This window comes from Aeromicrobium sp. A1-2 (assembly GCF_003443875.1).
In the GTDB taxonomy this organism is placed as follows: domain Bacteria; phylum Actinomycetota; class Actinomycetes; order Propionibacteriales; family Nocardioidaceae; genus Aeromicrobium.
Genome location: NZ_CP027482.1, coordinates 706,919 through 730,099 on the forward strand (window position 1 = coordinate 706,919; position 23,181 = coordinate 730,099).

22 protein-coding genes are annotated in these 23,181 nt (G+C 66.8%); 18 read left to right on the forward strand and 4 right to left on the reverse strand.

What is annotated here, in order from left to right:
• Positions 1-12: 12 nt before the first annotated feature.
• The 3 genes from C6I20_RS03490 to C6I20_RS03500 are packed head-to-tail and all read right to left on the reverse strand — an operon-like array spanning position 13 to position 3,839.
• Positions 13-1,557 carry an AMP-binding protein gene (locus tag C6I20_RS03490; RefSeq protein WP_118394691.1) on the reverse strand — a complete coding sequence of 515 codons (1,545 nt, stop codon included), beginning with the start codon at positions 1,555-1,557 and terminating at the stop codon, positions 13-15.
• Positions 1,554-2,645 carry an acyl-CoA dehydrogenase family protein gene (locus tag C6I20_RS03495; RefSeq protein WP_118394692.1) on the reverse strand — a complete coding sequence of 364 codons (1,092 nt, stop codon included), beginning with the start codon at positions 2,643-2,645 and terminating at the stop codon, positions 1,554-1,556. The genes C6I20_RS03490 and C6I20_RS03495 overlap by 4 nt, the downstream gene beginning before the upstream one ends.
• Before the next feature lie 9 nt (positions 2,646-2,654).
• Entirely contained in the window at positions 2,655-3,839 is a 1,185-nt protein-coding gene (locus C6I20_RS03500) for an acyl-CoA dehydrogenase family protein (RefSeq protein ID WP_118394693.1), read from the reverse strand.
• Positions 3,840-3,901: 62 nt separating this feature from the next.
• Between C6I20_RS03500 and C6I20_RS03505 the strand changes: the two genes are divergently transcribed.
• The 18 genes from C6I20_RS03505 to pip all read left to right on the forward strand — a co-directional run bounded on the left by C6I20_RS03505 (position 3,902) and on the right by pip (position 20,721).
• A complete protein-coding gene (locus C6I20_RS03505) occupies positions 3,902-5,047 on the forward strand; it encodes a Rieske 2Fe-2S domain-containing protein (protein WP_118394694.1) in 1,146 nt (381 codons plus the stop codon).
• Positions 5,047-5,346, forward strand: a complete 300-nt coding sequence (locus C6I20_RS03510) for a hypothetical protein (RefSeq protein WP_118394695.1) — start codon at positions 5,047-5,049, stop codon at positions 5,344-5,346. The genes C6I20_RS03505 and C6I20_RS03510 overlap by 1 nt, the downstream gene beginning before the upstream one ends.
• Entirely contained in the window at positions 5,339-6,388 is a 1,050-nt protein-coding gene (locus tag C6I20_RS03515) for a ferredoxin--NADP reductase (protein ID WP_118394696.1), read from the forward strand. Before C6I20_RS03510 ends, C6I20_RS03515 begins: the two co-directional genes overlap by 8 nt.
• 5 nt (positions 6,389-6,393) lie before the next feature.
• Positions 6,394-7,989: an FAD-binding protein gene (locus tag C6I20_RS03520; protein WP_371682658.1), complete on the forward strand. Its 1,596-nt coding sequence runs from the start codon at positions 6,394-6,396 to the stop codon at positions 7,987-7,989.
• Positions 7,980-8,753 (forward strand): ABC transporter permease, encoded by a 774-nt coding sequence (locus tag C6I20_RS03525; protein WP_118394698.1) that lies wholly within the window; start codon positions 7,980-7,982, stop codon positions 8,751-8,753. The genes C6I20_RS03520 and C6I20_RS03525 overlap by 10 nt, the downstream gene beginning before the upstream one ends.
• A complete protein-coding gene (locus C6I20_RS03530; protein WP_118394699.1) occupies positions 8,753-9,592 on the forward strand; it encodes an ABC transporter permease in 840 nt (279 codons plus the stop codon). Before C6I20_RS03525 ends, C6I20_RS03530 begins: the two co-directional genes overlap by 1 nt.
• A gap of 4 nt (positions 9,593-9,596) precedes the next feature.
• Positions 9,597-10,736, forward strand: coding sequence for an MCE family protein (locus tag C6I20_RS03535; RefSeq protein WP_118394700.1), 1,140 nt, complete (start codon positions 9,597-9,599; stop codon positions 10,734-10,736).
• Positions 10,733-11,803: an MCE family protein gene (locus C6I20_RS03540; RefSeq protein ID WP_118394701.1), complete on the forward strand. Its 1,071-nt coding sequence runs from the start codon at positions 10,733-10,735 to the stop codon at positions 11,801-11,803. Before C6I20_RS03535 ends, C6I20_RS03540 begins: the two co-directional genes overlap by 4 nt.
• Positions 11,800-12,786, forward strand: a complete 987-nt coding sequence (locus tag C6I20_RS03545; protein WP_118394702.1) for an MCE family protein — start codon at positions 11,800-11,802, stop codon at positions 12,784-12,786. The genes C6I20_RS03540 and C6I20_RS03545 overlap by 4 nt, the downstream gene beginning before the upstream one ends.
• The gene (locus C6I20_RS03550; protein ID WP_118394703.1) at positions 12,783-13,991 is read left to right on the forward strand and encodes an MCE family protein; all 1,209 of its coding nucleotides are present in this window, start codon (positions 12,783-12,785) and stop codon (positions 13,989-13,991) included. Before C6I20_RS03545 ends, C6I20_RS03550 begins: the two co-directional genes overlap by 4 nt.
• Positions 13,992-14,008: 17 nt before the next feature.
• Positions 14,009-15,304: an MCE family protein gene (locus tag C6I20_RS03555; RefSeq protein ID WP_162891092.1), complete on the forward strand. Its 1,296-nt coding sequence runs from the start codon at positions 14,009-14,011 to the stop codon at positions 15,302-15,304.
• Positions 15,304-16,437: an MCE family protein gene (locus C6I20_RS03560; RefSeq protein WP_118394705.1), complete on the forward strand. Its 1,134-nt coding sequence runs from the start codon at positions 15,304-15,306 to the stop codon at positions 16,435-16,437. Before C6I20_RS03555 ends, C6I20_RS03560 begins: the two co-directional genes overlap by 1 nt.
• Positions 16,434-16,940, forward strand: coding sequence for a hypothetical protein (locus C6I20_RS03565; protein ID WP_118394706.1), 507 nt, complete (start codon positions 16,434-16,436; stop codon positions 16,938-16,940). Before C6I20_RS03560 ends, C6I20_RS03565 begins: the two co-directional genes overlap by 4 nt.
• Positions 16,941-17,156: 216 nt before the next feature.
• On the forward strand, positions 17,157-17,735 hold the full coding sequence (locus tag C6I20_RS03570; RefSeq protein WP_118394707.1) for a hypothetical protein: 579 nt from the start codon (positions 17,157-17,159) through the stop codon (positions 17,733-17,735).
• 63 nt (positions 17,736-17,798) lie between these two features.
• Positions 17,799-17,999 carry a ferredoxin gene (locus tag C6I20_RS03575; RefSeq protein WP_118394708.1) on the forward strand — a complete coding sequence of 67 codons (201 nt, stop codon included), beginning with the start codon at positions 17,799-17,801 and terminating at the stop codon, positions 17,997-17,999.
• A complete protein-coding gene (locus C6I20_RS03580; RefSeq protein ID WP_118394709.1) occupies positions 17,996-18,889 on the forward strand; it encodes a 3-oxoacyl-ACP reductase in 894 nt (297 codons plus the stop codon). Before C6I20_RS03575 ends, C6I20_RS03580 begins: the two co-directional genes overlap by 4 nt.
• 37 nt (positions 18,890-18,926) lie before the next feature.
• The gene (locus tag C6I20_RS03585) at positions 18,927-19,709 is read left to right on the forward strand and encodes an SDR family NAD(P)-dependent oxidoreductase (RefSeq protein ID WP_118394710.1); all 783 of its coding nucleotides are present in this window, start codon (positions 18,927-18,929) and stop codon (positions 19,707-19,709) included.
• Positions 19,710-19,764: 55 nt separating this feature from the next.
• Positions 19,765-20,721 (forward strand): prolyl aminopeptidase, encoded by a 957-nt coding sequence (gene pip / locus C6I20_RS03590; protein WP_118394711.1) that lies wholly within the window; start codon positions 19,765-19,767, stop codon positions 20,719-20,721.
• 13 nt (positions 20,722-20,734) lie between these two features.
• On the opposite strand, the gene C6I20_RS03595 is transcribed toward pip, so the two are convergent.
• The gene (locus C6I20_RS03595; protein WP_118394712.1) at positions 20,735-23,170 is read right to left on the reverse strand and encodes an excinuclease ABC subunit UvrA; all 2,436 of its coding nucleotides are present in this window, start codon (positions 23,168-23,170) and stop codon (positions 20,735-20,737) included.
• Between the last annotated feature and the right edge of the window lie 11 nt (positions 23,171-23,181).

Genomic DNA, 23,181 nt, shown 5'->3' on the forward strand with positions numbered 1-23,181 from the left:
GCTTCGGCCGGGCTACAGGTAGCGAGTGCCGCGCTCCTCGCGGGTCCAGGCGACATCGGCGATGCCGGCCGCGCTGAGCTCGCGGTGGAGCACCTTGTGGGTCGCCGTCCGAGGGAGGTCGTCGACGAGCCGGACGTACCGTGGCCGCGCCTTGGACGAGAGATCGCGCTGCTGGTCCAGGAAGTGCTCGAGCTCGGTCGCCGTCAGTCCGCCCCGCAGGATCAGCGCTGCGGCCACCTGGTCACCGGACCGCTCGTCAGGCACGGCATAGACCGCCACCTGATCGATCGAAGGGTGCCGGAGCAGCACCTGCTCGATCGGTGCGCAGGCAAGATTCTCGCCGTCGACCCGCAGCCAGGCGGCCGTACGACCCGCGAAGTAGACCCATCCTTCAGCGTCGCGATAGGCCAGGTCGCCCGACCAGTACATACCGCCGCGCATCCTTTCCGCCGTGGCTTCTTCGTCGTTGTAGTAGCCGGCGAACTGGCCGGCTCCGGCGGTGTTGACGAGCTCGCCCACACACGCCTCGAGGTTGGTCACTCGACCATCGGCATCCAGCGCGGAGCGCAGGCACTCGGCTCCCGTGTCCGGGTCGTGCACTGCCACGCCGTCGGCGGGCCAGCCGAGGGCTCCGGGAGGAGTTCCCTCGATCTTGCTGACGATGACCGCGTTCTCGGTCGATCCGAATCCGTCCACCACGCGGCAGCCGAAGCGGTCGGCGAAGGCCCGGATGTCGCGGTCCCCGGCCTCGTTGCCGAACACGAGCCGTAGCGGGCTCTCGGCGTCGTCGGGTCGTTCGGGTGTCGCCAGGATGTAGGTCAGCGGCTTGCCGACGTACGACGCATACGTCGCGCCGAACCTACGCACGTCGTCGAGGAAGGCCGAGGCCGAGAACTTCTCCCGGAGAGCCACCGCAGCGCCGTTGAACAGGGCCGGCGCCCATCCGGCCATCAACGCGTTTGAGTGGAACAGCGGCATCGCGACGTAGTGCACGTCGGCGCCGGTCAGGCCGAGGCGCTCGGAGAGATACTGGCCCGGGAAGGCCACCTTGTCGTGGGTGATGCGCACGGCCTTGGGACGTCCGCTGGTTCCGGAGGTGAAGACCAGCATGAACAGGGAGTCGCCGGCCGGGGTGGAATCCGGCGGAGGGGCCGGCGCCAGCTGGTCCTGCCAGGTGTCGTCGCCGGTGTCGACGACCTGGATCCCGTCCAGCGTGAGCCCCTCGAGCAGGTGGCGCTGGGTGGCGTCGGTGAGGAGGAGCTGGACGTCGGCGCGATGCAGGTCCGCCACCAGGGCGTCGCCCCGGCGGGTGCTGTTGACCCCGACGGCGACATGCCCGCCAAGTCCGGCAGCCGCCAGCCCGAGCAGCATCTCGGGGGTGTTGTCCATCAGCAGACCGACGTGGAGAGGGCGCTCCGCGTCCAGAAGTGCCGACACCGCGACGGCCCTTGCTGCGGCATCGGCGACAAATTCGCGCCAGGTCCACGATCGCTCGTGGGTGTGCAGCGCTGGAGTGTCCTGCTGCGCGCGGGCGAGAAGGAGGTCCCGGATCGTCACGCTGGCTCGGTGGCCAGCAGCCGTCCGAGGCGCAGCGCCTGTTCGGTCGCTCCGCCGTACTCGAAGTCATATCTGGTGGCTGCGGTGAAGTAGCGGTGCGCCGCGCCGTCCAGATCGATGCCCACGCCGCCGTGGATGTGCACCGTGGTGTGCGCGACGCGATGGCCGGCGTCGGACGCCCACAGCTTTGCCGTGGCCACGGCCTCCGTGACGGGGAGGCGCTCATCGAGCCGCCAGGCCGCCTGCCACACCGTGAGTGCCAGGAAACGGGTGTCGATGTAGCCATCGGCCAGTCGCTGCGCCACAGCCTGGAACGTGCCGATCGGGCGGTCGAACTGCTCGCGGGTCTTGGCGTACTCCGCGGTGAGGGCGACGGCGCCCTCGGTGACCCCGAGCTGGATGGCGCAGGTCGCGACGGCGAGGAGATCGACCAGACGTTGTGCGGCATCGCTGTCGCCGATGAGTCGATCCGACGCAACTCGCACACCGTCGAGCTCGATGAGTCCGGCGACGTCGCCATCGCTGAGGTGCTGCTCGCCGATCCGCAGACCCGCCGTGCCGGCGTCCACCAGGAAGACCGCAGCACCGTTCGGCGTCGTCGCGGTCACAAGGAAGGCGTTGGCCTCGGTGGCGGCAGGAACGAGGTACTTGGTGCCGGTGAGGACGAATCCGTCGCCGTCCGGGGCGGCCGTGACGGTGGGCACGGAGGGCGCATGCTCGTGCGCCTCGGCGATGGCGCAGCTCAGGACGGTGGCCGCGAAGGCGGACCGCTGTTGACTTTCGCTGCCGTGCTCGCCGACGAACAGGCGAGCGACGCCGTCGGTGGCAAGCGGTGCCGGGGCAACCGTGCGGCCCGCCTCGACGAGGACACGACACAGCTCCAGGAAGCCCAGCCCCGCGCCATCGTGGGACTCAGGCGTCGTGAGTGAGAGCAGGCCCGCGTCACCCAGGGCCTTCCACAGGACGGAGTCGAATCGGTTGCCGGCAGCCTCGACCTCGGCAAGCCGTGACGATGACGTGTGGTCCTTGAGGATCGTGGCGGCCAGGGCGGCGGCCTCGTCGGCCTCGGGGGGAAAGGTGAAGTCCATGGTCGCTCCTCAGCGCTTCGCGGCCGGCAGGCCGAGTCCGACGTAGCCGATGATGTCTCGTTGGATCTCGTTCGTCCCGCCGCCGAACGTCATGACCAGGGATGAGCGGAAGTAGCGCTCGAGGCGTCCACCCAGCACAGCGCCCGGCGAGTCGGCGGCAATGCCCGCGGCAGGACCGACGATCTCCTTGAGCGACCGGTAGACCTCGACGGCCAGTTCCGAGCCGAAGACCTTGACCGCTGATGCGTCGGCGGGGGAGAGGGTGTCGATCTCCGCCGCGAGCTTCCAACCCATCAGGGTCAGCGCTTCGGTACGTGCCTGCGCACGGCCCAGCAGGATCTGCACCCACTGCTGGTCGATGATGCGAGCACCCTGGGCGTCCTTGGTCTTTCGGGCCCAGTCCGTGACCAGCTCGATCGAGTGGACCAGCGGAGCTGACGAAGTGAGCGCCACCCGCTCGCGGTTGAGCTGGTTGGTGATCAGCGCCCAGCCTCCACCGCGACCGCCGATCAGGTTGTCCGCCGGGACGCGGACGTTGTCGTAGTAGGTCGCGCTCGTGCCGACGCCCGCGATGGTGTTGACGGGCGTGTAGGAGAAGCCCGCGGAGTCGGCCGGGACGAGGATCATTGACAGACCCTTGTGCCGCGGAAGATCGGGGTCGGTGCGGCACGCCATCCAGATCCAGTCGGCGTACTGGATCAGGGACGTCCACATCTTCTGGCCGTTGATGACCCATTCGCCGGTGGACTCGTCGAGCTCGGCGCGTGTGCGGAGCGACGCGAGATCTGTGCCGGAGTCGGCTTCGGAGTAGCCGATCGAGAAGTGCAGCTCGCCTCGGACGATGCGAGGCAGGAAGTACTCTCGCTGTGCATCCGTGCCGTAGCGCATGATCGTGGGGCCGACCGTGTTCAGCGTGAGGTGGGGGATGGGCACCCCGGCGACCACAGCGGCGTTGGTGAAGATGAGCTCGTCCACCATGGAGCGATTCTGTCCGCCGTATTCCTTCGGCCAGCCCATGCCCAGCCACCCATCGGTGCCGAGCTGACGAATGACCTCCTTGTAGACCGAGACATCGCCAAACTCCCCGGAGGAAGCCGCGAGGGCGGCGCGACGCTCAGGCGTCACCAGTTCGGAAAAATACCCGCGCAACTCATCACGAAGACGAAGCTGGTCGGCTGTCAGGGCCACATACATGTGGTAAAACTATAACGTGTTCTCGTTTTGGTCTACACGGACCGGCACTCTGGGAGGCGATCGTGACTGAAACCCGCGCATTGGATGCCGGATCCGCACCGGCGCGATTTGCCCGCGGTTGGCACTGTCTGGGCCTCGAGCGAGATTTCAACGATGGCAAGCCTCACGGCGTCCAGGCGTTCGGCGGCAAGCTCGTGGTGTGGAGCGACGCCCAGGGCGAGCTCCACGTGCTGGACGGCTACTGCCGCCACATGGGTGGCGATCTCAGCCAGGGCAGCGTCAAGGGCGACGAGATCGCCTGCCCGTTCCACGACTGGCGGTGGGGCGGCGACGGCAAGTGCAAGGCCATTCCCTATGCCAAGCGGGTTCCTCTGCGCGCGCGCACCCAGCGCTACGAAAGCGTGGTGCGCAACGGCCAGCTCATGATCTGGCACGACCCGGAAGGGAACGCCGCAGATCACGACGCGCTTCCGCCGGAGCTCGACGGCGTCGGCACAGATCGCTACACCGACTGGACGTGGAACGTCATCGAGGTCGACAACGCGCATTGCCGCGAGATCTTGGACAACGTCGTCGACATGGCGCACTTCTTCTACATCCACTTCGCCTTCCCGACCAGCTTCAACAACGTGTTCGAGGGCGACAAGGCCACCCAGTTCCTGGAGTCGACCGGCCGCCCCGACATGAAGGACCAGGGCTACGGGGACGAGAACCTGGTGCTCAAGTCCGAGGCCACCTACTTCGGGCCTTCCTACATGATCAACTGGCTCGACACCGACTACAACGGCTTCCGGACCAAGGTCATCCTGATCAACTGCCACGTACCCACTGGCCCGAACTCGTTCAACCTGCAGTACGGCCTGTGCGTGGAGAAGCCTGAGGGCGTCGACGAGGCCATGTCCAAGTACATCGGCGACAAGTATGCCGAGACCTTCTCCGAAGGCTTCCTGCAGGATGTCGCCATCTGGCAGAACAAGGCGCCCGTGCAGAACCCGTTGCTCTGCGAGGAGGACGGCCCGGTCTACCAACTGCGCCGGTGGTACGAGCAGTTCTATGTCGACCGGGAGGACATCCAGCCCGAGATGGTCGACCGGTTCGAGTTCGAGGTCGACACCAGCAAGGCCAACGAGAACTGGCGGGCCGAGGTCGCGGAGAACCTCGCGCGCAAGGAGGCCGAGGACCATCTCTCCGAGACGGCCGGCGCCTGATGCCGTACATCGTGCCTTCGAGCCCGGAGACCGCCGCCGACCAGCTCCTGTACACGCGGAGCAGCTTGGTCGAGACGTCATGCCTGGACTGCCGTGCGCAGGTGATGGTCCGCAAGAACAGCCAGCACCACACGTCGATCCAGTGGACCCAGGAAGCCGTGGCGCAGTGCACGACCTTCGCTCGGCTGTCGCGTGCAGAGGGTGGGCGCCAAATTCACTCCGGCTGCCCGCGGCTCGTCGCATCGATCGAGTCGGCCGTCACAGATGGCCGCATTCCCGTGGGTTCGCCCGATGAGTGACCCTTCCTTCGAGCTCACGGTCCTGGACGTCGTCGAGGAGACCGCGGACGCACGATCGGTCGTGCTCGACCCGGGCGAGCATCGGGGTCAGTTCGGCTACGTTCCGGGGCAGTTCCTGACCGTCGCCGTGCCCAGTGACCAGACCGGGCTCGTGGCGCGGTGCTACTCGCTCTCGTCGGCGCCGATCGATGACGGCCCCCTGACCATCACGGTCAAGCGCACGCCGGACGGCTATGCGTCCGGGTGGATCTGCAACGAGCTCCGCGCCGGCGACCGGTTGCGTGTCCTTCCGCCGAGCGGCATCTTCACGCCGACGGACCTCGACGCCGATCTGCTGCTGTTCGCCGGCGGCAGCGGCATCACCCCGATGATGTCGATCATCCGTACCTCACTGGCCCGCGGGTCGGGCCAGATCGTGCTCTACTACGCCAACCGCGACGAGAGCTCGGTCATCTTCGCTCCGGACCTGACGGCCATGGCGGCCGATCACCCTGAGCGGTTGCACGTCGTGCACTGGCTCGAGTCGGTCCAGGGTCTGCCCTCGCAGGCGCAGCTGAGTGGGTTCGCCTCGTCCTACCTGGACCGGGACGCCTTCGTCTGCGGTCCTGCCCCGTTCATGGCTTCAACGGTCGCGGCCCTGAAGGGACTGGGATTTCCACGCGAACGTCGGCACCAGGAAAAGTTCGTCTCGCTCGGCGGCAATCCCTTCGACGTCACTGCGGCTGCGGTTCCGGCCGTCCCGGCCGAGGACACCGGCTCGGCCGCCCCGGCGCACCTCCAGGTCTCGCTCGACGGCGAAGATCACGAGTTCGATGACTGGCAGCCAGGCACGACACTGCTCGAGCACCTTGAGAGCAAGGGCGTGAAGGCACCCTTCTCGTGTCGGCTGGGGGAGTGCTCGGCGTGCGCGGTCCGTCTGCTGGAGGGCGAGGTGACGATGCGCGCCAACGACGTGCTCGACGCCGAAGACCTGACCGAGGGGATCCGACTTGCCTGCCAGAGCGATGCGGCCACCGAAAAGGTTCGGGTGACCTACTCCTGATGACGGTGAACATTCCTGACCCGGTCGTGGCCGGCACAGTTGCGTCGTGGTCCGACGAGGTCGACGTCCTCGTCATCGGCGCGGGCATGGCCGGCGTCGCCGCCGCCATCGACGCGGCTCGAGCCGGCGCTCGCGTCCTGGTCGTCGATCGCGGTGGGCGTTTGTCGTGCACCAGCGCGATGGCCGGCGGCCACTTCTATCTCGGTGGCGGGACGCCCGTGCAGCAGGCAGCAGGGTTTGACGACACTCCTGCCGAGATGGCCAAGTACCTCGAGGCGGTCTCGCCCGACTGCGACCCGCTCAAGATTCGGGCCTACAGCGAGGGCAGCGTTGAGCACTTCGAGTGGCTTGAGTCGCTGGGGTTCGAGTTCGAGCGTTCCTACTACCCCCACAAGGCTGTCGTGCAGCCGGGCACCGAAGGGGTCATGTTCACGGGCAACGAGAAGGTCTGGCCGTTCAAGGACATCGCCGCTCCGGCGCCGCGCGGACACAAGCCGCCTGTCGTGGGTGATCTCGGCGGGGCGTCCTTCGTGCTCGACCTGGCCCTGAAGGTGCTGGACGAGCTGGGTGTCGAGGTCCGGTACGACACCGGTGCGACGGCCCTGGTGGCCGATGGCGGCGACGTCGTCGGTGCTGCGTGGAAGCGCTTCGACGAGATCGGCGCAATTCGTGCGAGCGCCGTGGTGATCGCCGCGGGCGGCTTCGTCATGAACAACGAGATGGTCCACACGTTCGCGCCGGCGCTCGAGACCCTTCTGGACCGCGGCATGGCACTGGGCAACACCTACGATGACGGCCTCGGCATCCGACTGGGCGAGTCAGTCGGCGGTGTGGCCGATCACATGGACGGCGCGTTCCTGACCGGACCGTTCTATCCACCGGAGGAGCTGGTCTCCGGAATCTGCGTCAACAACCGCGGCGAGCGATTCGTCGCCGAGGACTCCTACCACTCACGGACCACCGCGTTCGTGCTGGACCAGGACGACCAACAGGCATGGTTGGTCCTGGACTCGGCCCACATGGCTGAACCGGCGTACGGGCTGCAACCCCTCGTCGACGGGTGGGAGACCATCGCCGAGATGGAAGCCGGGCTGGGAGTCCCCGAAGGTTCGCTGGCCCGAACCCTCCAGACCTACAACGCGGCGGCGCAGTCAGGTGACGATCCGGCATTCCACAAGTCGGCTGAGTACGTCGTTCCACTCGACCAGCCCCCCTACGGCGCCTACGATCTGCGCCCCGGCTCGTGCTTCTACGCCGGCTTCACGTGTGGCGGCCTGCGGGTCGACCACGACGGCCGGGTCCTGCGCACCGACGGCAGTGCCGTGCAGGGCGTCTACGCGGCCGGGGCCTGCGCGTCGAACATCTCCGTCGACGGTCGGGGATACGCCTCGGGCATCCAGCTCGGTGAGGCCTCGTTCTTCGGTCGGCGGGCAGGGCGACACGCTGCGCTCGCGCCTGCTCCCGAGGCCGCGAAACGTAACCTTGGTCACACCGATTCGTTGACCACCACGAGTCGCCCGGTTTCGACAGCACCTAGTGCTCCACGTCGTGGGTACCGCTCCCCAGGAGTAGAAGTGCCACAGGAGGAGCCATGGGTATGAGCATCGCGTCGGTCGTCCGCGGCCCCGGCGAGGTCGCGGCCATGGCATGGGACGTCGTGAAGCTGACCTTCACAACTCGTTTCCAGACCCGCGAGTTCGTCGAGCAGGCGTGGTTCGTCGCGAGCATCACGATGATGCCGACGATCCTGGTCTCGATTCCCTTCGGTGCGGTCATCGCCCTGCAGGTCGGCAACCTCACCGGTCAGCTCGGGGCCCAGTCGTTCGCCGGGGCGACCGCCGTGCTCGCCACGGTGCGCGAGGCGGCTCCCATCGCCTCGGCGCTGATCATCGCCGGCGCGGCCGGATCCGCCATCTGCTCGGACCTCGGTGCTCGCAAGATGCGCGAGGAGATCGACGCGATGGAAGTGCTCGGCATCAACCCGGTAGCCCGACTGGTGGTGCCTCGCGCCCTCGCGACCCTGGTCGTGGCGATCTTGATGAACGGCATCGTGATCGCTGCTGGTGTCGGCGGCGGCTACTACTTCACCGTCATCGTGCAGGGCGGGTCGGCCGGGGCGTTCCTCTCCTCGTTCACGGCCCTCGCGACGCTGCCCGACATCTACGTGTCCATGATCAAGGCGGCCTGCTTCGGATTCCTCGCGGCGATCATCGGTTCCTACAAGGGGCTGACCGCCGGTGGCGGGCCCAGCGGCGTGGGACGAGCCGTCAACGAGGCGGTCATCCTCTCGTTCATGATGCTCTTCCTGCTGAACTCGATCATCACGGCGCTGTACTTCCAACTCGTCCCACAGTCGGGCCTCTGATGAGCGCCGTGGGAGACATCGGAATCTCGTTCCTCAAGTCGAGGCGACTGGCACTGGAGACGCTCGGCGACCAACTGCTGTTCTACGTCAAGGCACTGGCCTGGACACCGCGCGCGCTGCGCCTCTACCGCCGCGAGATCGCCAGCACGCTGGCCGAGGTGGTCTTCGGTGTAGGTGCCCTCTCAGTCATCGCCGGCACGGTCGGCGTCATCGCGTTCCTGGCCTTCTTCGCCGGGACAGAGGTCGGCCTGCAGGGTTATGCGTCGCTGAGCCAGATCGGCGTGGCCAAGTTCACCGCCTTCATCTCGGCCTACTTCAACACCCGCGAAGTGGCACCGCTGGTGTCGGCGATCGCGCTGGCTGCCACGGTCGGTTGCGGGTACACCGCCCGGCTCGGCTCGATGCGCATCTCCGAGGAGATCGACGCGCTCGAGGTCATGGGCATCCCGTCGCTGCCGTTCCTGGTCACGACGCGGATGATCGCCGGATTCATCGCGGTGATCCCGCTGTACGCCGTGGCGCTCCTGGCCTCCTACCTGTCGCCCCGGCTGATCACCACCATGATCTACGGGGAGTCCGTGGGCACCTACGACCACTACTTCCGACAATTCCTGCCACCCATCGATGTCCTGTGGTCATTCGGCAAGCTGCTGGTTCTGGCCATCCTGATCATCCTGATCCACTGCTACTACGGCTTCACCGCGTCGGGCGGCCCGGCCGGCGTCGGCGTGGCGGTCGGCCGTGCGATCCGGACGTCGATCGTCACGGTGGTCGTCGCCAACTTCTTCCTGACCTTCGCGATCTGGGGATCCACCACTACCGTCCGAATAACGGGGTAGGGCGATGTTGGTCAATCTCTTTCACGACTCCCCACGCGAGCACCACCGGCTCCAGATGGCCGGAATTGCCCTGCTCGCGTCGATCGGGCTCCTGATCACGTTGTCGATCGCGATCTACGACAAGAAGTTCGTCGCGAGCACCGACGTCACGGTCGTGGCGGATCGCGCCGGCCTGCAGCTCGCCCGCTTCGGTGACGTGCGGCTGTACGGCGCGCTGGTCGGTCACGTGAAGGAGATCGACAGCGACGGCGAACGCGCCGTCATCACGGTGTCGTTGCGTCCCGAGGCCGCCGAGAAGATCCCTGCTGACGTCGGCGTGCGGATCCTGCCGACGACGCTGTTCGGCCAGAACTACATGGAGCTCGTGCCGCCCACCGTGAAGTCGTCGGCAAGCCCCCTGGCCGATGGTGCGGTCATCCCGGCTGACCGGGTGTCGACGAACGTCGAGCTGCAGAGCATCCTTGCCGATCTGTTCCCGCTGCTGAGGTCGGTCAAGCCGGCCGATCTGAATGCCACGCTCTATGCACTTGCACACGCACTGCAGGGCAAGGGAAGCCAGATCGGCGACACGCTGGAGTCGTTGGACGGCTACCTCACCGAGATCAATCGAGAAGTCCCCACGCTGCGCACCGATCTGCAGTTGCTGTCGGAGGTGTCGCAGACCTACAAGCTGGCCGCGCCCGATCTCGTCCGGCTGCTGCGCAGTGCGACCGTGACCGCCAACACCGTGACCCAGCGCGAGAACGACCTCGTGAGGTCGCTCAGCAGTCTCACCGGCCTGGCCAGCATCTCCCGGGTCACCCTGGCCGAGAACGAGAAGGACCTCATCCTCCAGGGGAAGGCAGGGCGGCCGCTGCTGGCCCTGCTGGACACTTACTCGCCGGAGGTGCCGTGCCTGTTGACGGGTCTGGACCGACAGATCGACGACACCAAGAACGTCTTCCAGGACAACATGATCCACCAGACGGTTGAGCTCGGGGCGCCGCAGCGACCCGCCTACACCGCTGACGATGCTCCGTCCTACGGCGAGGTCGGCCGCGGGCCGTGGTGCCTGGGTCTGCCGGACGACTATCCGATTCCGGCGAAGTACTTGCCGTTGAACGACGGATCCAACCGCGACGAGCTGGACGGGGGAATCAAGTGAACAGTCGCGACACGGCCTTCACCCTCGTGGCCATCCGGTTCGGCATCTTCACGATCGTCTCGTTCCTCGTGACGGGCATGTTGGTCGCGATCATGGGCGGCTTCGGCCTGGGATCGCAGACCGAGTACAAGGCGATCTTCTCGAGCGCCTCCGAGATCGCTGCCGGCGACGATGTGCGCATCGCGGGTGTCGTGGTCGGCAAGGTCAAGGACGTCAAGATCTATCAGCGCAAGAACGCCCTGGTGACCTTCAAGGTCAAGGACGACGTCCCGCTGACGAAGGAGTCGGAGGCGAACATCCGGTTCCTCAACCTGATCGGCTCCCGATACATGTCGCTGTCCGAGGGCGACAGCGGCGCACCACGACTGGCACCAGGTTCCACGATGCCGATGTCGCGCACGACCCCCTCGCTCAACCTGACCGATCTGTTCCAGGGCTTCCAGCCGCTGTTCGCGGCTCTGCAGCCCGAAGACGTCAACAAGCTCTCGCTCAACCTGGTTCGCGTGCTGCAGGGTGAGGGCGGCACGGTCCAGGAGCTGCTCGCGAGCACCGCTTCGTTGACGAACACGCTGGCCGATCGCGATCAGCTGGTCGGCGAGGTCATCACCAACCTGAGCACGCTGATGGGCACGGTCGATGATCACCACCAGGAGCTGGACACCCTCATCGTCAGCATGCGGGAGTGGTTCGGCGACCTGGCCAAGGACCGCAAGGTGATCGGCTCGTCCCTGACCAACATCTCGGACCTGACCCAGTCGGTGGCCGATCTGCTGACCAGCGGCCGGCCACTACTCAAGGCCGACGTCGCCGAGCTGCGTCGCCTCTTCACGGTGCTGGCCGAGCCGGACAACAAGGCCTACCTGGACCGCACCCTCGACCTCCTGCCGGACATGCTCTCGAAGCAGACTCGGATCGGCGTGTACGGATCCTGGTACAACTACTACCTCTGCGAGTTCCACGGCGGCGTGATCCTTCCGAGTGTCGTGATGAACTCGTTGCCCGAAAGTGCGCAGCAGGCACTGGCCGACTTCTCGCTGTACAGCAAGGCGAAGAGGTGCCAGTCATGACACAGCGCAGTGATTCCACGCACTCCAAGATCGGCATCGTCAGCATCGCGGTGCTGCTGCTGGTGATGGTCGCCTCCTTCAGCCTGCAGAAGCTCCCGGGATTTCGCGGCACCACGTTCCACGCGGAGCTCGCGGACGCGAGTGGACTGCGTACGGGGTCGGACGTCCAGGTTGCCGGCATCCGCGTCGGTCGCGTCAACAAGCTCAGCATCGGCCCACAGCGCGTGGTCGTCGACTTCGACGTCAAGGGCGCCACGCTGGGCGCCTCGACCAGGGCCAGCGTCGAGGTCAAGAGCCTGCTGGGTGACAAGTTCTTGAACCTCACGCCGGCAGGCAGCGGCTCGTTGAGCGGTGGTGCCACGATCCCGCTGGAACGCACCGATGTCACGTTCGACATCGTCGGCACGCTTGGTCAGCTCACGACCCAGACCGAGGACATCGACAAGGAGAACCTGACGACGGCGTTGAACTCGCTCGCCGAGGTCATGGATTCAGCCGCACCCGAGGTCAAGTCGAGCTTCACGGGCATGTCCCGGCTCTCCAAGACGATTGCCAAGCGGGACGGCGAGATCGAGGAGCTGCTGGCGCGTTCCCGCAACGTCACGAGCCTGCTCGACGAGCGCAAGGGCGACCTCGTCGTGCTGATGAAGCAGGCCGATCTGGTCTTTCAGGAGCTGCAGCAGCGCAAACAGGCGATCCACGACCTGCTGGTCAACGCGAACGATCTGGCCGTGCAGCTGAAGGGCCTGGTCAAGGACAACGAGAAGCAGCTGCGTCCCACGCTGGACAAGATGAAGGACGTCCTGACGTTCCTTCACGCGAGAGAAGACCAGATCGAGACCCTGATCCACAACTACGGTCCGTACGTGAACATCCTGGGGAACGTCGTCGGCAGCGGCCCGTGGTTCGATGCCTACGTCCCCAACATCACCGGCATCTTCACCGGTGAGTTCCAACCCACACCAACCGGCGGTGGCTCATGAGGGACTGGAGATCGACGCCCAAGATGGCGATCGTTGCCGGTGTCGGCGCCGTGCTGATGCTCGCCTACCTGATCCTTCCCGGAGACGGACCGCGCACCGTCACGGCGCACTTCGACCGCGCGATCGCTGTCTACCCGGGCACTGATCTTCGGGTCATGGGTGTGCGGGTCGGTGTCGTGACGGCCGTCGTCCCGGACGGCAACAGCGTCCGCGTCGAGATGACCTATGACCGCGAGTACACGCTGCCGGCCGATGCCAAGGCTGCTGTCGTGACGCCGACCCTGGTCGCCGACCGCTACGTGCAGGTCTTCCCGGCGTACGACGGTGGGAAGGCCATGTCGGATCGCGGTGACATCCCCCTGGATCGCACGCAGACCCCGATCGAGCTCGACCGGATGTACAAGGCATTGGACGATCTCGCGGTGACTCTGGGGCCCAAGTCGGGCTCGACCAGTGGAGCGCTCAACAACCTGCTCTCGGCGAGTGCCAAGGCCCTCGACGGCAATGGCGCAGTCGGGTCCAAGGCCATCCGCAACATGTCGGCCGCGGCAGAGGTGTTCGCGAGCAATCGTGGACCGCTGTTCGACAACGTGCGCTCGCTCGCCGAGATCACCGACACGCTCGCCAAGAACGACACGATCGTCCAAAGCTTCCTCAAGGATCTCACCGGTGTGTCCGGACAGCTGGCCGGCGAGCGTGACGAGCTGGCCGATGTCCTCAAGGCGCTTGCCCAGGTGCTCGGAACCGTCGAGGGGTTCGTCCATGACAACCGCAAGACCCTCAGCACCGACCTCGAGCTGTTGACCAGCCTGCTCGACCGGGTCGACAACCAGAAGGATGCGCTCGGTTTGGTGGTCCAGAAGGGCGCCCTGGCGATGGGCAACCTCGCACTGGCCTTCGATCCCTCCACCGGCACCTACGGCTCCCGCGTGCAGGTCGCCCCTGGCCTCCAGTTCCGTCCGGACCAGTTCGTGTGCCAGACGCTGACCAACGACGGCGTTCCCGAAGAGGTCTGTGATGTCCTCACGAACCTCCTGCAGCCGTTGCTTCCCAACACCTCCGGCATGCAGGCTCCGTCCGTTCCGTCGGACCCCGGAACATCTCCGGACACGTCGGCGCCGGCGGTCACGCCGGACTCGCTGCTGTCCGGCGTGACGGACGGACCTCCGACGCTGCTCTCGCTGCTCGGCGGTGATCTGCTGTGAGGACCCTGAGGCGGCACGTGGCGATCGCAGTCGGCCTGGTGCTCCTGCTGAGCGGCTGCACGTTCAACGGCATCTACGACCTGCCCCTCCCGGGCAACAACGTGGCCGACGACGACAGCTTCGTCGTGAAGGTCGACTTCGCCGACGTGCTGAGTGTCGTCCCGCGAACTGCCGTGATGGTCGCCGATGTGCCGGTGGGTCAGGTCGAGTCCGTGAGCCGGGTCGGCTGGCACGCCCGGTTGACGATTCGCATCCGCAATGACGTCGTCCTCCCCGACAATGCGGTGGCCGAGATTCGCCAGACGAGCCTGCTCGGCGAGAAGTTCGTCGCGCTGCTCCCGCCCACGAAGCCGACGGCCTCGGGGGCCGAGCCGGTCAGCACGGGACGCCTCGGTCCCAACGACTTGATCCCGATGGACAGCACGGGCCGCAATCCCGAGATTGAAGAGGTCCTGGGAGCGTTGTCCTTCCTGCTCAGCGGCGGTGGGATCGGGCAGCTCCAGACCATCACCCACGAGCTCAACGAGGTCATGGAGGGACGCACCGGCAAGGTGCGCGATGTCCTCGAGCAGCTGAACACGCTGGTCGGAGCGCTGGACTCCCAGCGCGGCGACATCGTGAAGGCCATGGAGTCGATCAACGGATTGAGCAAGACATTGATAGCCGAGAAGGAAACCATCGGCGACGCCCTCGACGCGGTGGGGCCCGCGATCGACGTGATGCGCGAGCAGCACTCCCAGCTGGTCAAGATGTTGTCCGAGCTCGACAAGCTCGGTGTGGTCGGCACTCGGGTCGTCGAAGAGACCAAGGACGACCTCCTCGCGCAGCTGCGGCACCTCGAACCGGTGCTGGGCACGCTGGCCGATTCCGGTGACTCGCTCGTCCCGGGCCTCGTGGCAGCAGCCAGCTATCCGTTCCCGATCGACGCCGCCACGACGATCCGAGGCGACTTCGCCAACGTCGTGTTCAAGATGCAGATCAATCTCAACCCGGTGAGCGAGGGCGGGCTGCTTCCGACATCGCTCGACGAGCTCCACACGGTGTGCCGGGCGACGCCGCTCGCACCAATCTGCGGGTCGACGACCGGTGCGCTGACGCAGCTCTGCTCGGTCATCGCGACGCTGCCCCTGTGCACCGATCCGGCGGCCAACATCGCACCCGACGACGGCGGGACCACACCTGCCCCTTCGGAGCCGTCGACCACCTCCAGCTCACCCTCGGCTCCGGCGAGCGGCGACACAGGCACCGGCACCGGCCTGGGAACCTCGGTCTGGCAACGATTGCTCGATGGCCTGCTGGGAGGCGGTGCGTGATGAGAAAGGGAATCAAGTTCCGACTGATGGCCTTCGCGCTCCTGAGCGCGGTGGGCATCGTGTACATCGGGAGCTCATACCTCGGCGTGGTCGACCGTCTCCTCGGTCGCGGCTACACCGTGCACGTGCTCCTGCCCGCCTCGGGTGGCCTCTTCGAGGGCAGCGAAGTCACGTATCGCGGCGTCAAGATCGGCAAGGTGTCGCAGATGGTCGTCGAGGACGACGGTCTGCGCGTCGACGTGGCGCTGCAGGAAGGTACCCGCGTACCCCGCGACTCGCCCGTGAGCGTCGACAACCTCACCGCCGTGGGGGAGCAGTACCTGTCGTTCGAGCCCGATTCCAAGCAGGGCCCCATGCTGAAGGACGGCGACGTCGTGCGGGGCACCAAGGACAGCCTCCCAGTTGCCGAGGAAGACCTCCTGCAGAACCTGAATCGGTTCATCTCCAGCGTCGACGGCGATGACCTGAACACCGTCGTGGGCGAGCTTGGCACGATGTTCGGCGACAACGCGAGCCCCCTGAGGTCGATGATCGACAGCACCCAGCTGTTCGTCGAGGCGGCCATTGCCAACGAGGCGCCCACGATCGACCTGATCCGCAACGGCCGTACGGTGCTCCAGACCCAGGCAGACAACTCGGCCAACATCCGCGCCTTCGCGCGCGATCTGGCCGATCTCACCGACACCTTGGCGACATCGGACTCGGACTTCCGGAAGATCCTGAAGGACGCGGCACCGGCCGCGGACGAGCTGAACCTGCTGGTGACCGATCTGCGCACGTTGCTCCCCGAGTTCCTCGACCCCATGATCAGTCTTTCCAAGCTCATCGATGCACGCCTCCCGGCACTCGAACAGCTCCTGGTCACCTTCCCGCGGCTCGTCGCGGTCGGACCGTCGGCGCTCTCGCCGGGGGTCCAGAAGTTCGGCCGGGTCCACCTCAACCTGAACCAGGATCCGCCGCCCTGCACGCAGGGCTACCTGCCGGCCGCCCAATGGCGAGCAACGTCGAAGGAGAGCTATGTCCCCTACTACCCGGCCGAGTGCTCGTCCGGAGCTCCAGTGAACATGCGCGGCATGAAATATGCTCCGGCCCCCGTCGACTGGAGGAGTCAGCTGATCGGTGGTGAAGAGTGAATCGCGAGAACCTCACGCACCCCGTTCTTGCGGTCGTGCTGGTGGGTCTGTGCGGGTGGTTGATGCTGTTTGCGTTCAACGGCGCGTCGGCCGCACCGGGATCCACGCCCGCCGAGGCGCAGGCCGATGAGTTCGCTGCCATCCAGAGCGCGGCCCGGGCAGAGACACTGGCCTTTCTGGAGATCGACCACACCCGGATGGACAAGCTGACCGACCGCGTGATTGCCGGCGCGACGGGAGACTTCAAGAAGCAGTACAAGGCTTCGCTCGCCGCGCTCAAGGAGTCAGCGACGGCCCAGGAATCCATCTCCGAGGGGCGGGTGGACGAGGTCGGGCTGAGTGAGGTCGACAGCGACTCCGCGACCGTGTTCGTGGCGGCGGGCAGCGAAGTGAGGAACAAGGAGACCAAGGGTGAGGTCGAAGATCGGTTCTGGCGCATCAAGCTCTCCATGGTCAAGGAGAGCGGCCAATGGCTGGTCTCCCAGCTCGAGTTCGTGGGCTGAGCCGTGGCCAGGTTGAAGCGCGACGAGCGCATCTGCCCCCTGTGTGGGGAGAGCATCAAGTCGGTCGCAGTCCGTTGTCGGTATTGTCATGCCGACGTCGAGGCTCAGGCCGAGCCCGGCCCCGACACCAGGGCCCGATCGAAGATCCAGCGGCTTTCGGGACCGGCAGAGTCCCGCCCCTCGCCACAGGCGGCCCATCCAGATCTCGAGTCGGCCGTGCTCGAGTCGGCCGTGGAGGAGACCGCTGTCGGTTCGGAGCAGCCTCCGGCGCCGGCCAGGACTGCGCGCGCCGTCCTGCGCCGGAACCTGACCGTCGTGCTGGCAGTGCTGGTGCTTCTGGCCGCCGTGGGCGTCGGGGTGAACTGGTGGCGTGCCGAGCAGACGTCCGCGGTGGCTCCCAACGGAGCTCTGGTCGGTGACGACGCGCGGACCCAGGTGCTGGTGGAGGCCGCCGATCTGTCCCAGCGGGCGTTGTCCTACAGCTACAAGTCGCTGGACAACGACATGGAGGTCGCCCGGGCGCGCATGACGGCATCGTTCAAGAAGGAGTACGACGCCACGATGACGCAGGTGCGTGACAACACCGAGACCAACCAGATCATCCTTCAGGCGGTTGTGGTGTCGTCGGCCATCATCAGTGCCACCGAGCACAAGGCCAAGGTCCTGCTGTTTCTCAACCAGACCACCGAGGTGGGCAAGACCAAGAAGCAGCAGCTGAGCCGCAACAGCCTGGTCGTGACCCTGACCAGAGGCGATGGCGACTGGCTCATGTCCAAACTGACCGCGTTGGGCTAGACTAGAACACGTTCTAGTATGTGCGGCGTGGAGTCGCTTCGAGCGTCATGAATGGAGACAGTGATGGCAAGGGTTGAGGTCGACTACGACGCATGCGAGTCCAATGCGCTGTGCGAGGCGCTCGCGCCTGACATGTTCATGCTCGACGACGACGACAACCTCCAGGTCAGCGACCCGAAGGTGACCGACGAGAACCGCACTCGGGTCGAGCAGGCTGTAGCTGCCTGCCCCAAGACGGCGCTTCGCATTGTGGAGGATGCGTGAGCGAGACCTCCCTCGACGGCCGCGTGGCCGTCGTCACGGGTGCGGGTGCCGGGCTTGGTCGCGCTGAGGCTCTCGCCGTTGCGCGTGCCGGGGCCCGGGTCGTTCTCAACGACCTGCCCGGAGCCGCCGACGAGACATTGGACGAGCTCACGTCGCTGGGCGCCGAGGCAGCCATCGCCGCCGGCGACATCGGCGAGGCGTCGACCGCGAGCCTGATCGTCGAGACCGCGCTGCAGAAGTTCGGCTCGTTGGACATCGTGGTCAACAATGCCGGTGTCACGCGCGATCGGATGCTGTTCAACATGTCTGACGACGAGTTCGATCTGGTCGTCCGCATTCATCTGCGTGGTCATTTCCTGCTCTCCCGCAACGCTGCCGCACACTGGAAGCGTGTCGCGAAGGAGACCGGCCAGCCGGTCGACGCCAGTGTGATCAACACGGCTTCTGAAGCGTTCCTCACCGGATCACCGGGTCAGGCCAACTACGCGGCAGCCAAGGCCGGCATCACCGCTCTGACTCTGTCGACCGCGCGGGGCCTGTCTCGTATCGGCGTCCGGGCGAACGCCATCTGCCCCCGCGCGCGTACGGCCATGACGGCCGCAGTGTTCGGGCCCGATGACTCGGGGAGCGGCATCGACCCGTACAGCGCCGATCATGTCGCCCCGCTGGTCGCCTACCTGGCGTCGCCGGCGGCACGTCGCATCAGCGGCCAGGTGTTCGTCGTCTACGGCGGGATGGTCGCGCTCATGGCGGCTCCCGTCGTGGAGCAGCGCTTCGACACCGAGGGTGACCTCTGGTCGACCGAGGAGCTCGATCGGACGCTCGGCGGGTTCTTCGTCGACCGCGATCCGGGCACGTCGTTCGCGGCCGACTCCATCCTTTCGCTCTGACTCCCACTCCCACCGCACACAGACATCGAGGAAGACCATGAACCGACTGGACGGCAAGCACGCCATCATCACCGGTGGCGCCCAAGGACAAGGCGAGGCGATCGCGCGGGCGTTCGTTCGCGAAGGCGCCAGGGTCGTCATCGCCGATGTCGCCGACGAGGCCGGATCGGCACTCGCCGCCGACCTGGGAGACGCAGCAGTCTTCATCCATCACGATGTGAGTGACGCTGCATCGTGGGACCGACTCGTGCCCGAGGCCGAGTCGCACCTCGGCGCGCCCGTGGACGTCCTGGTCAACAACGCCGGCATCCTGCGGTTCGGCGAGGTCGACACGATGCCGATGGACGACTTCGACCTGCTCCTCAACGTCAACCAGCGTGGCTGCTTCCTGGGAATGCGGGCCGTCGCACCGGCGATGAAGCAGGGCCGTCGAGGTTCGATCATCAACTGCTCCTCGGTGGAGGGACTGGCAGGAATGGCCTCGCTGACGGCCTACACCGGCACCAAGTTCGCGATTCGCGGCATGACGAAGGCTGCTGCGGTCGAGCTGGGCGCGTTCGGGGTGCGAGTGAACTCGGTGCACCCCGGCATGATCGACACGCCCATGACCCAGGCCCACGGCGGCGATGCGGCGATGGAGTGGGGCGCGACCCGCGTGCCCCTGGAGCGAGTCGGAACGCCCGAAGACATCGCACCGCTCTACGTGTACCTGGCCAGTGATGAGAGCGGCTACACGACAGGTGGTGAGTTCGCGGTCGACGGTGGCGTGACGGCCACCCACTCCTTCTATCCGGGCAACAGCGGTCGAGGCGGCGCCTGAGGCCACCCCGGGCCGTGCCACCCCGTCGGACTGAGGAATCGCTGGGGTCCTGGGTATGCGCGACTTCTATCCCGAGCTCGAGCCCTTCGAATCCGGCCTGCTCGAGGTCGGTGATGGCCAGCAGATCCACTACGAGGTCTCCGGCAATCCCGACGGCAAGCCTGCCGTCTATCTCCATGGCGGTCCCGGCGCGGGATCCAGCCCGGACCAGCGGCGGGTCTTCGATCCAGCGGAGTACCGCATCGTGCTGTTCGACCAACGTGGTTGTGGCCGGAGCCTGCCGCACGCCAGTGCACCGGAAGCCGATCTGAGCGCCGTCACGACGTGGCACATCGTTGCGGACATCGAGGCGCTGCGCTCCCACCTCGGCATCGACACGTGGCTCGTGTGCGGCGGCTCGTGGGGCTCGGCCCTGGCTCTGGCGTATGCGGAGAAGCACCCCGAGAGAGTCAGCGAGCTGGTCCTTCGCGGTATCTTCACGCTGCGCCACAGCGAGGTTGACTGGTTCTACGAGGGTGGGGCTGCCCACGTCTATCCAGACCTCTGGGAGGGGTTCGTCGAGCCTGTGCCCGAGGACCAGCGGGACCGGCTCGTCGAGGCGTACAGCCGCTTGCTCAACAACCCTGACCCTGCGGTGCACGTCCCTGCCGCCAAGGCGTGGTCGCGGTGGGAGTCCTCGACCGTCACTCTCCTGCAGGACGCGGCGATGATCGCGCAGTTCACCGAGGATGCGTTCGCGGTGGCCTTCGCGCGGATCGAGAACCACTTCTTCATGAACGACGGGTGGTTCGGCGACGGCCAGCTCATCGCGGAGGCGGCGAGGCTCAAGGACATCCCCAGTGTCATCGTTCAGGGCCGCTACGACATGTGCACCCCCGCGACGACGGCCTGGGACCTGCATCGGGCCTGGCCCGAGGCGGAGTTCCGGATGATCGCGGACGCCGGCCACTCCTTGAAGGAGCCCGGGATCCTCGATGCCGTCATCGAGGCTACGGATCGCTTCGCTCGGTGACGCGGTGTGATGCTCAGCGGGCGAGTGATCGCCGCAGATAGGGCGCGGTGATGCTGTCGGCGACCTCCAGCAGCCCTGCCGGGGTGGCCGAGGCGACGACGGTGCCCCCGAGATCGCCGCCGCCGGGTCCCAGCTCGATGACCCAGTCGGCCGCGGCGATGATCTGCATGTCGTGCTCCACGATGATCACGGTGTCACCGGCATCGGTGAGCCGACCCAGCACGCGGACGAGGTCGCGGACGTTGACCGGGTGGAGCCCACCGGTCGGCTCGTCCAGCACGAACACGGTGTTCTCACGACGCGGACGCTGGAGCTCTGTGGCGAGCTTGATCCGCTGGGCCTCACCGCCGGACAGCTCGGTCGCCGGCTGCCCGAGGGTCAGGTAGCCGAGTCCGACGTCCAGCAGCGTGGCCAGTGAGCGGTGTACCCCAGGAACCTCGGTGAAGAACGCCGAGGCCTCCTGCACCGTCATGGCAAGCACCTCACCGATGTCCCGTCCCCGGTAGTGGACCTCGAGCGTCTCGGGGTTGTAGCGCGAGCCGTGGCACGTGGGACAGGTCGAATAGCTCGTCGGTAGGAAGACGAGCTCGATCGCGATGAATCCCTCGCCCTCGCAGGTCGGGCAACGGCCCGCCTCGACGTTGAACGAGAATCGACCCGCCGCCCACCCGCGCTCGAGAGCATCCGGGGTGGCGGCGAAGAGTCGTCGCACCCCGTCGAACAGACCCGTGTAGGTCGCGAGGTTCGAGCGTGGAGAGCGACCGATCGGTCGCTGATCGATCGAGATGATGCGCTGGGGATCGCCGATCGCCTCGCCCGGGGCCTCCAGTCGCTCGACGATCGCGGCCAGCAGGGAGGACTTGCCCGACCCCGAGACCCCCGTGATCGCGGTCATGACGCCGCTGGGCAGGCGGATGCTGACGTCCTGCAGGTTGTGCAGGGACAGGTGGTCGATCGTGTTCCAGTCGGTGGGCTGTCGGGCGGCCAGCGTCGGAGCCGCGGTCCGGCTGAACATGAACTCGGCAGTCGCCGAGTCCTCGACATCGGCCAGCCCCTCAGGGGGTCCGCTGTGCACGACGTGACCGCCGAGGACGCCGGCGCTGGGGCCGACGTCGACGACCCAGTCGGCGTTCCGGGCGATCGACAGGTCGTGCTCGACGACGAACAGCGAGTTGCCGGCAGCCACCAGCTCACGCAGCGCGGCGTACAGCGCCTCGGAGTCGGCCGGGTGCAGGCCCGCGGACGGCTCGTCCAGGACATAGAGGACGCCGAACAGCCCCGCGCGCAGCTGACCGGCCAGGCGCACGCGCTGCAGCTCGCCGGGGGAGAGGGCAGTGCTGCTGCGATCCATCGACAGGTAGCCGAGTCCGAGTCCGATGATCGCCTCGACCCGGGCGCTGAAGTCCTTGACGAGCGACCGGGCGGCCGACGAGGCAGCAGCGCCGTGGCGGCCAGTGCCGCGTGCCTGCTCCTCCAACCCGGTGTCGAGCAGGGCGCACACCTCCGACAGCGGCTTCGCCGCCATCGCTGCGATGTCGACCCCGGCGAACGTGACCGCGAGGGCCGCCGGTCGCAGCCTCCTGCCATGACACGTCGGGCAGGGCCCATCGGCGATGAAGGCCTCGAGCTTCTCGCGCTGTGTGGGCGACTGGGTCTTGGCCAGGTTGCGCAGCAGGTACTTCTGGGCCGATGACCAGTGACCGTGGTAGGCGCTCGCCTCGCCCTGCTTGTTGCCCTGGAGGAGCATCCGGGGCTCCTCGTCGGTGAAGAGCAGCCAGTTGCGATCGGCCTGGGGAATCGTGTGCCACGGGGCGTGGATGTCGATCCCGAGCTTGGTGACCATGCGTCGAACGTTGAGTCCCACCCATGCCTTGTTCGCCCAGACGCCGATCGCCCCGTCATCGATCGACCGGGTCGGGTCAGGCACGAGCAGCGCCTCCGTGGTGCTGCGCGCGACCCCGCTCCCATGGCACGTGGGACAGGCGCCGACGGCGGTGTTGGGCGAGAACGCCGCCGCGGGGAGGTGCTCTGCTCCGTCGAGATAGGTCCCGGCCCGGCTGAACAGGAGCCGGAGGACGTCCGACAAGGAGCTCAGAGTTCCCAGGGTCGACCGGGAGCTCGCGGCGCCGCGCGCCTGCTGGAGCGCTACGGCCGGAGGAAGCCCGTCGAGGGTGTCGATGGCGGGAGCGCCGACCTGTGACAGGAGCCGGCGGGCGTAGGGCGCCACCGACTCGAAGTAGCGGCGCTGAGACTCCGCAAAGACCGTACCGAACGCCAGCGAGGACTTGCCGGACCCTGAAACGCCGGTGAAGACCACGAAGGAGTCGCGGGGGAGATCGACATCGACGTTCTGCAGGTTGTGCTCGCGCGCTCCACGGACCCGGATCCAGCCGGAGGAACCCTCTGGAAGGGGCGTTCCGTGCAGGTCGATCTCGGGGTGCTTGAGCATCCCGCCAACGT

What these genes read in the sequence shown, in the direction of transcription:
- C6I20_RS03495 (WP_118394692.1), bottom strand. Translation starts at nt 2,645, where the DNA reads ATGGACTTCACCTTTCCCCCCGAGGCCGACGAGGCCGCCGCCCTGGCC.
- C6I20_RS03500 (WP_118394693.1), bottom strand. Translation starts at nt 3,839, where the DNA reads ATGTATGTGGCCCTGACAGCCGACCAGCTTCGTCTTCGTGATGAGTTG.
- C6I20_RS03510 (WP_118394695.1), top strand. Translation starts at nt 5,047, where the DNA reads ATGCCGTACATCGTGCCTTCGAGCCCGGAGACCGCCGCCGACCAGCTC.
- C6I20_RS03515 (WP_118394696.1), top strand. Translation starts at nt 5,339, where the DNA reads ATGAGTGACCCTTCCTTCGAGCTCACGGTCCTGGACGTCGTCGAGGAG.
- C6I20_RS03525 (WP_118394698.1), top strand. Translation starts at nt 7,980, where the DNA reads ATGGGTATGAGCATCGCGTCGGTCGTCCGCGGCCCCGGCGAGGTCGCG.
- C6I20_RS03530 (WP_118394699.1), top strand. Translation starts at nt 8,753, where the DNA reads ATGAGCGCCGTGGGAGACATCGGAATCTCGTTCCTCAAGTCGAGGCGA.
- C6I20_RS03535 (WP_118394700.1), top strand. Translation starts at nt 9,597, where the DNA reads ATGTTGGTCAATCTCTTTCACGACTCCCCACGCGAGCACCACCGGCTC.
- C6I20_RS03545 (WP_118394702.1), top strand. Translation starts at nt 11,800, where the DNA reads ATGACACAGCGCAGTGATTCCACGCACTCCAAGATCGGCATCGTCAGC.
- C6I20_RS03550 (WP_118394703.1), top strand. Translation starts at nt 12,783, where the DNA reads ATGAGGGACTGGAGATCGACGCCCAAGATGGCGATCGTTGCCGGTGTC.
- C6I20_RS03560 (WP_118394705.1), top strand. Translation starts at nt 15,304, where the DNA reads ATGAGAAAGGGAATCAAGTTCCGACTGATGGCCTTCGCGCTCCTGAGC.
- C6I20_RS03575 (WP_118394708.1), top strand. Translation starts at nt 17,799, where the DNA reads ATGGCAAGGGTTGAGGTCGACTACGACGCATGCGAGTCCAATGCGCTG.
- C6I20_RS03585 (WP_118394710.1), top strand. Translation starts at nt 18,927, where the DNA reads ATGAACCGACTGGACGGCAAGCACGCCATCATCACCGGTGGCGCCCAA.
- pip (WP_118394711.1), top strand. Translation starts at nt 19,765, where the DNA reads ATGCGCGACTTCTATCCCGAGCTCGAGCCCTTCGAATCCGGCCTGCTC.
- C6I20_RS03595 (WP_118394712.1), bottom strand. Translation starts at nt 23,170, where the DNA reads ATGCTCAAGCACCCCGAGATCGACCTGCACGGAACGCCCCTTCCAGAG.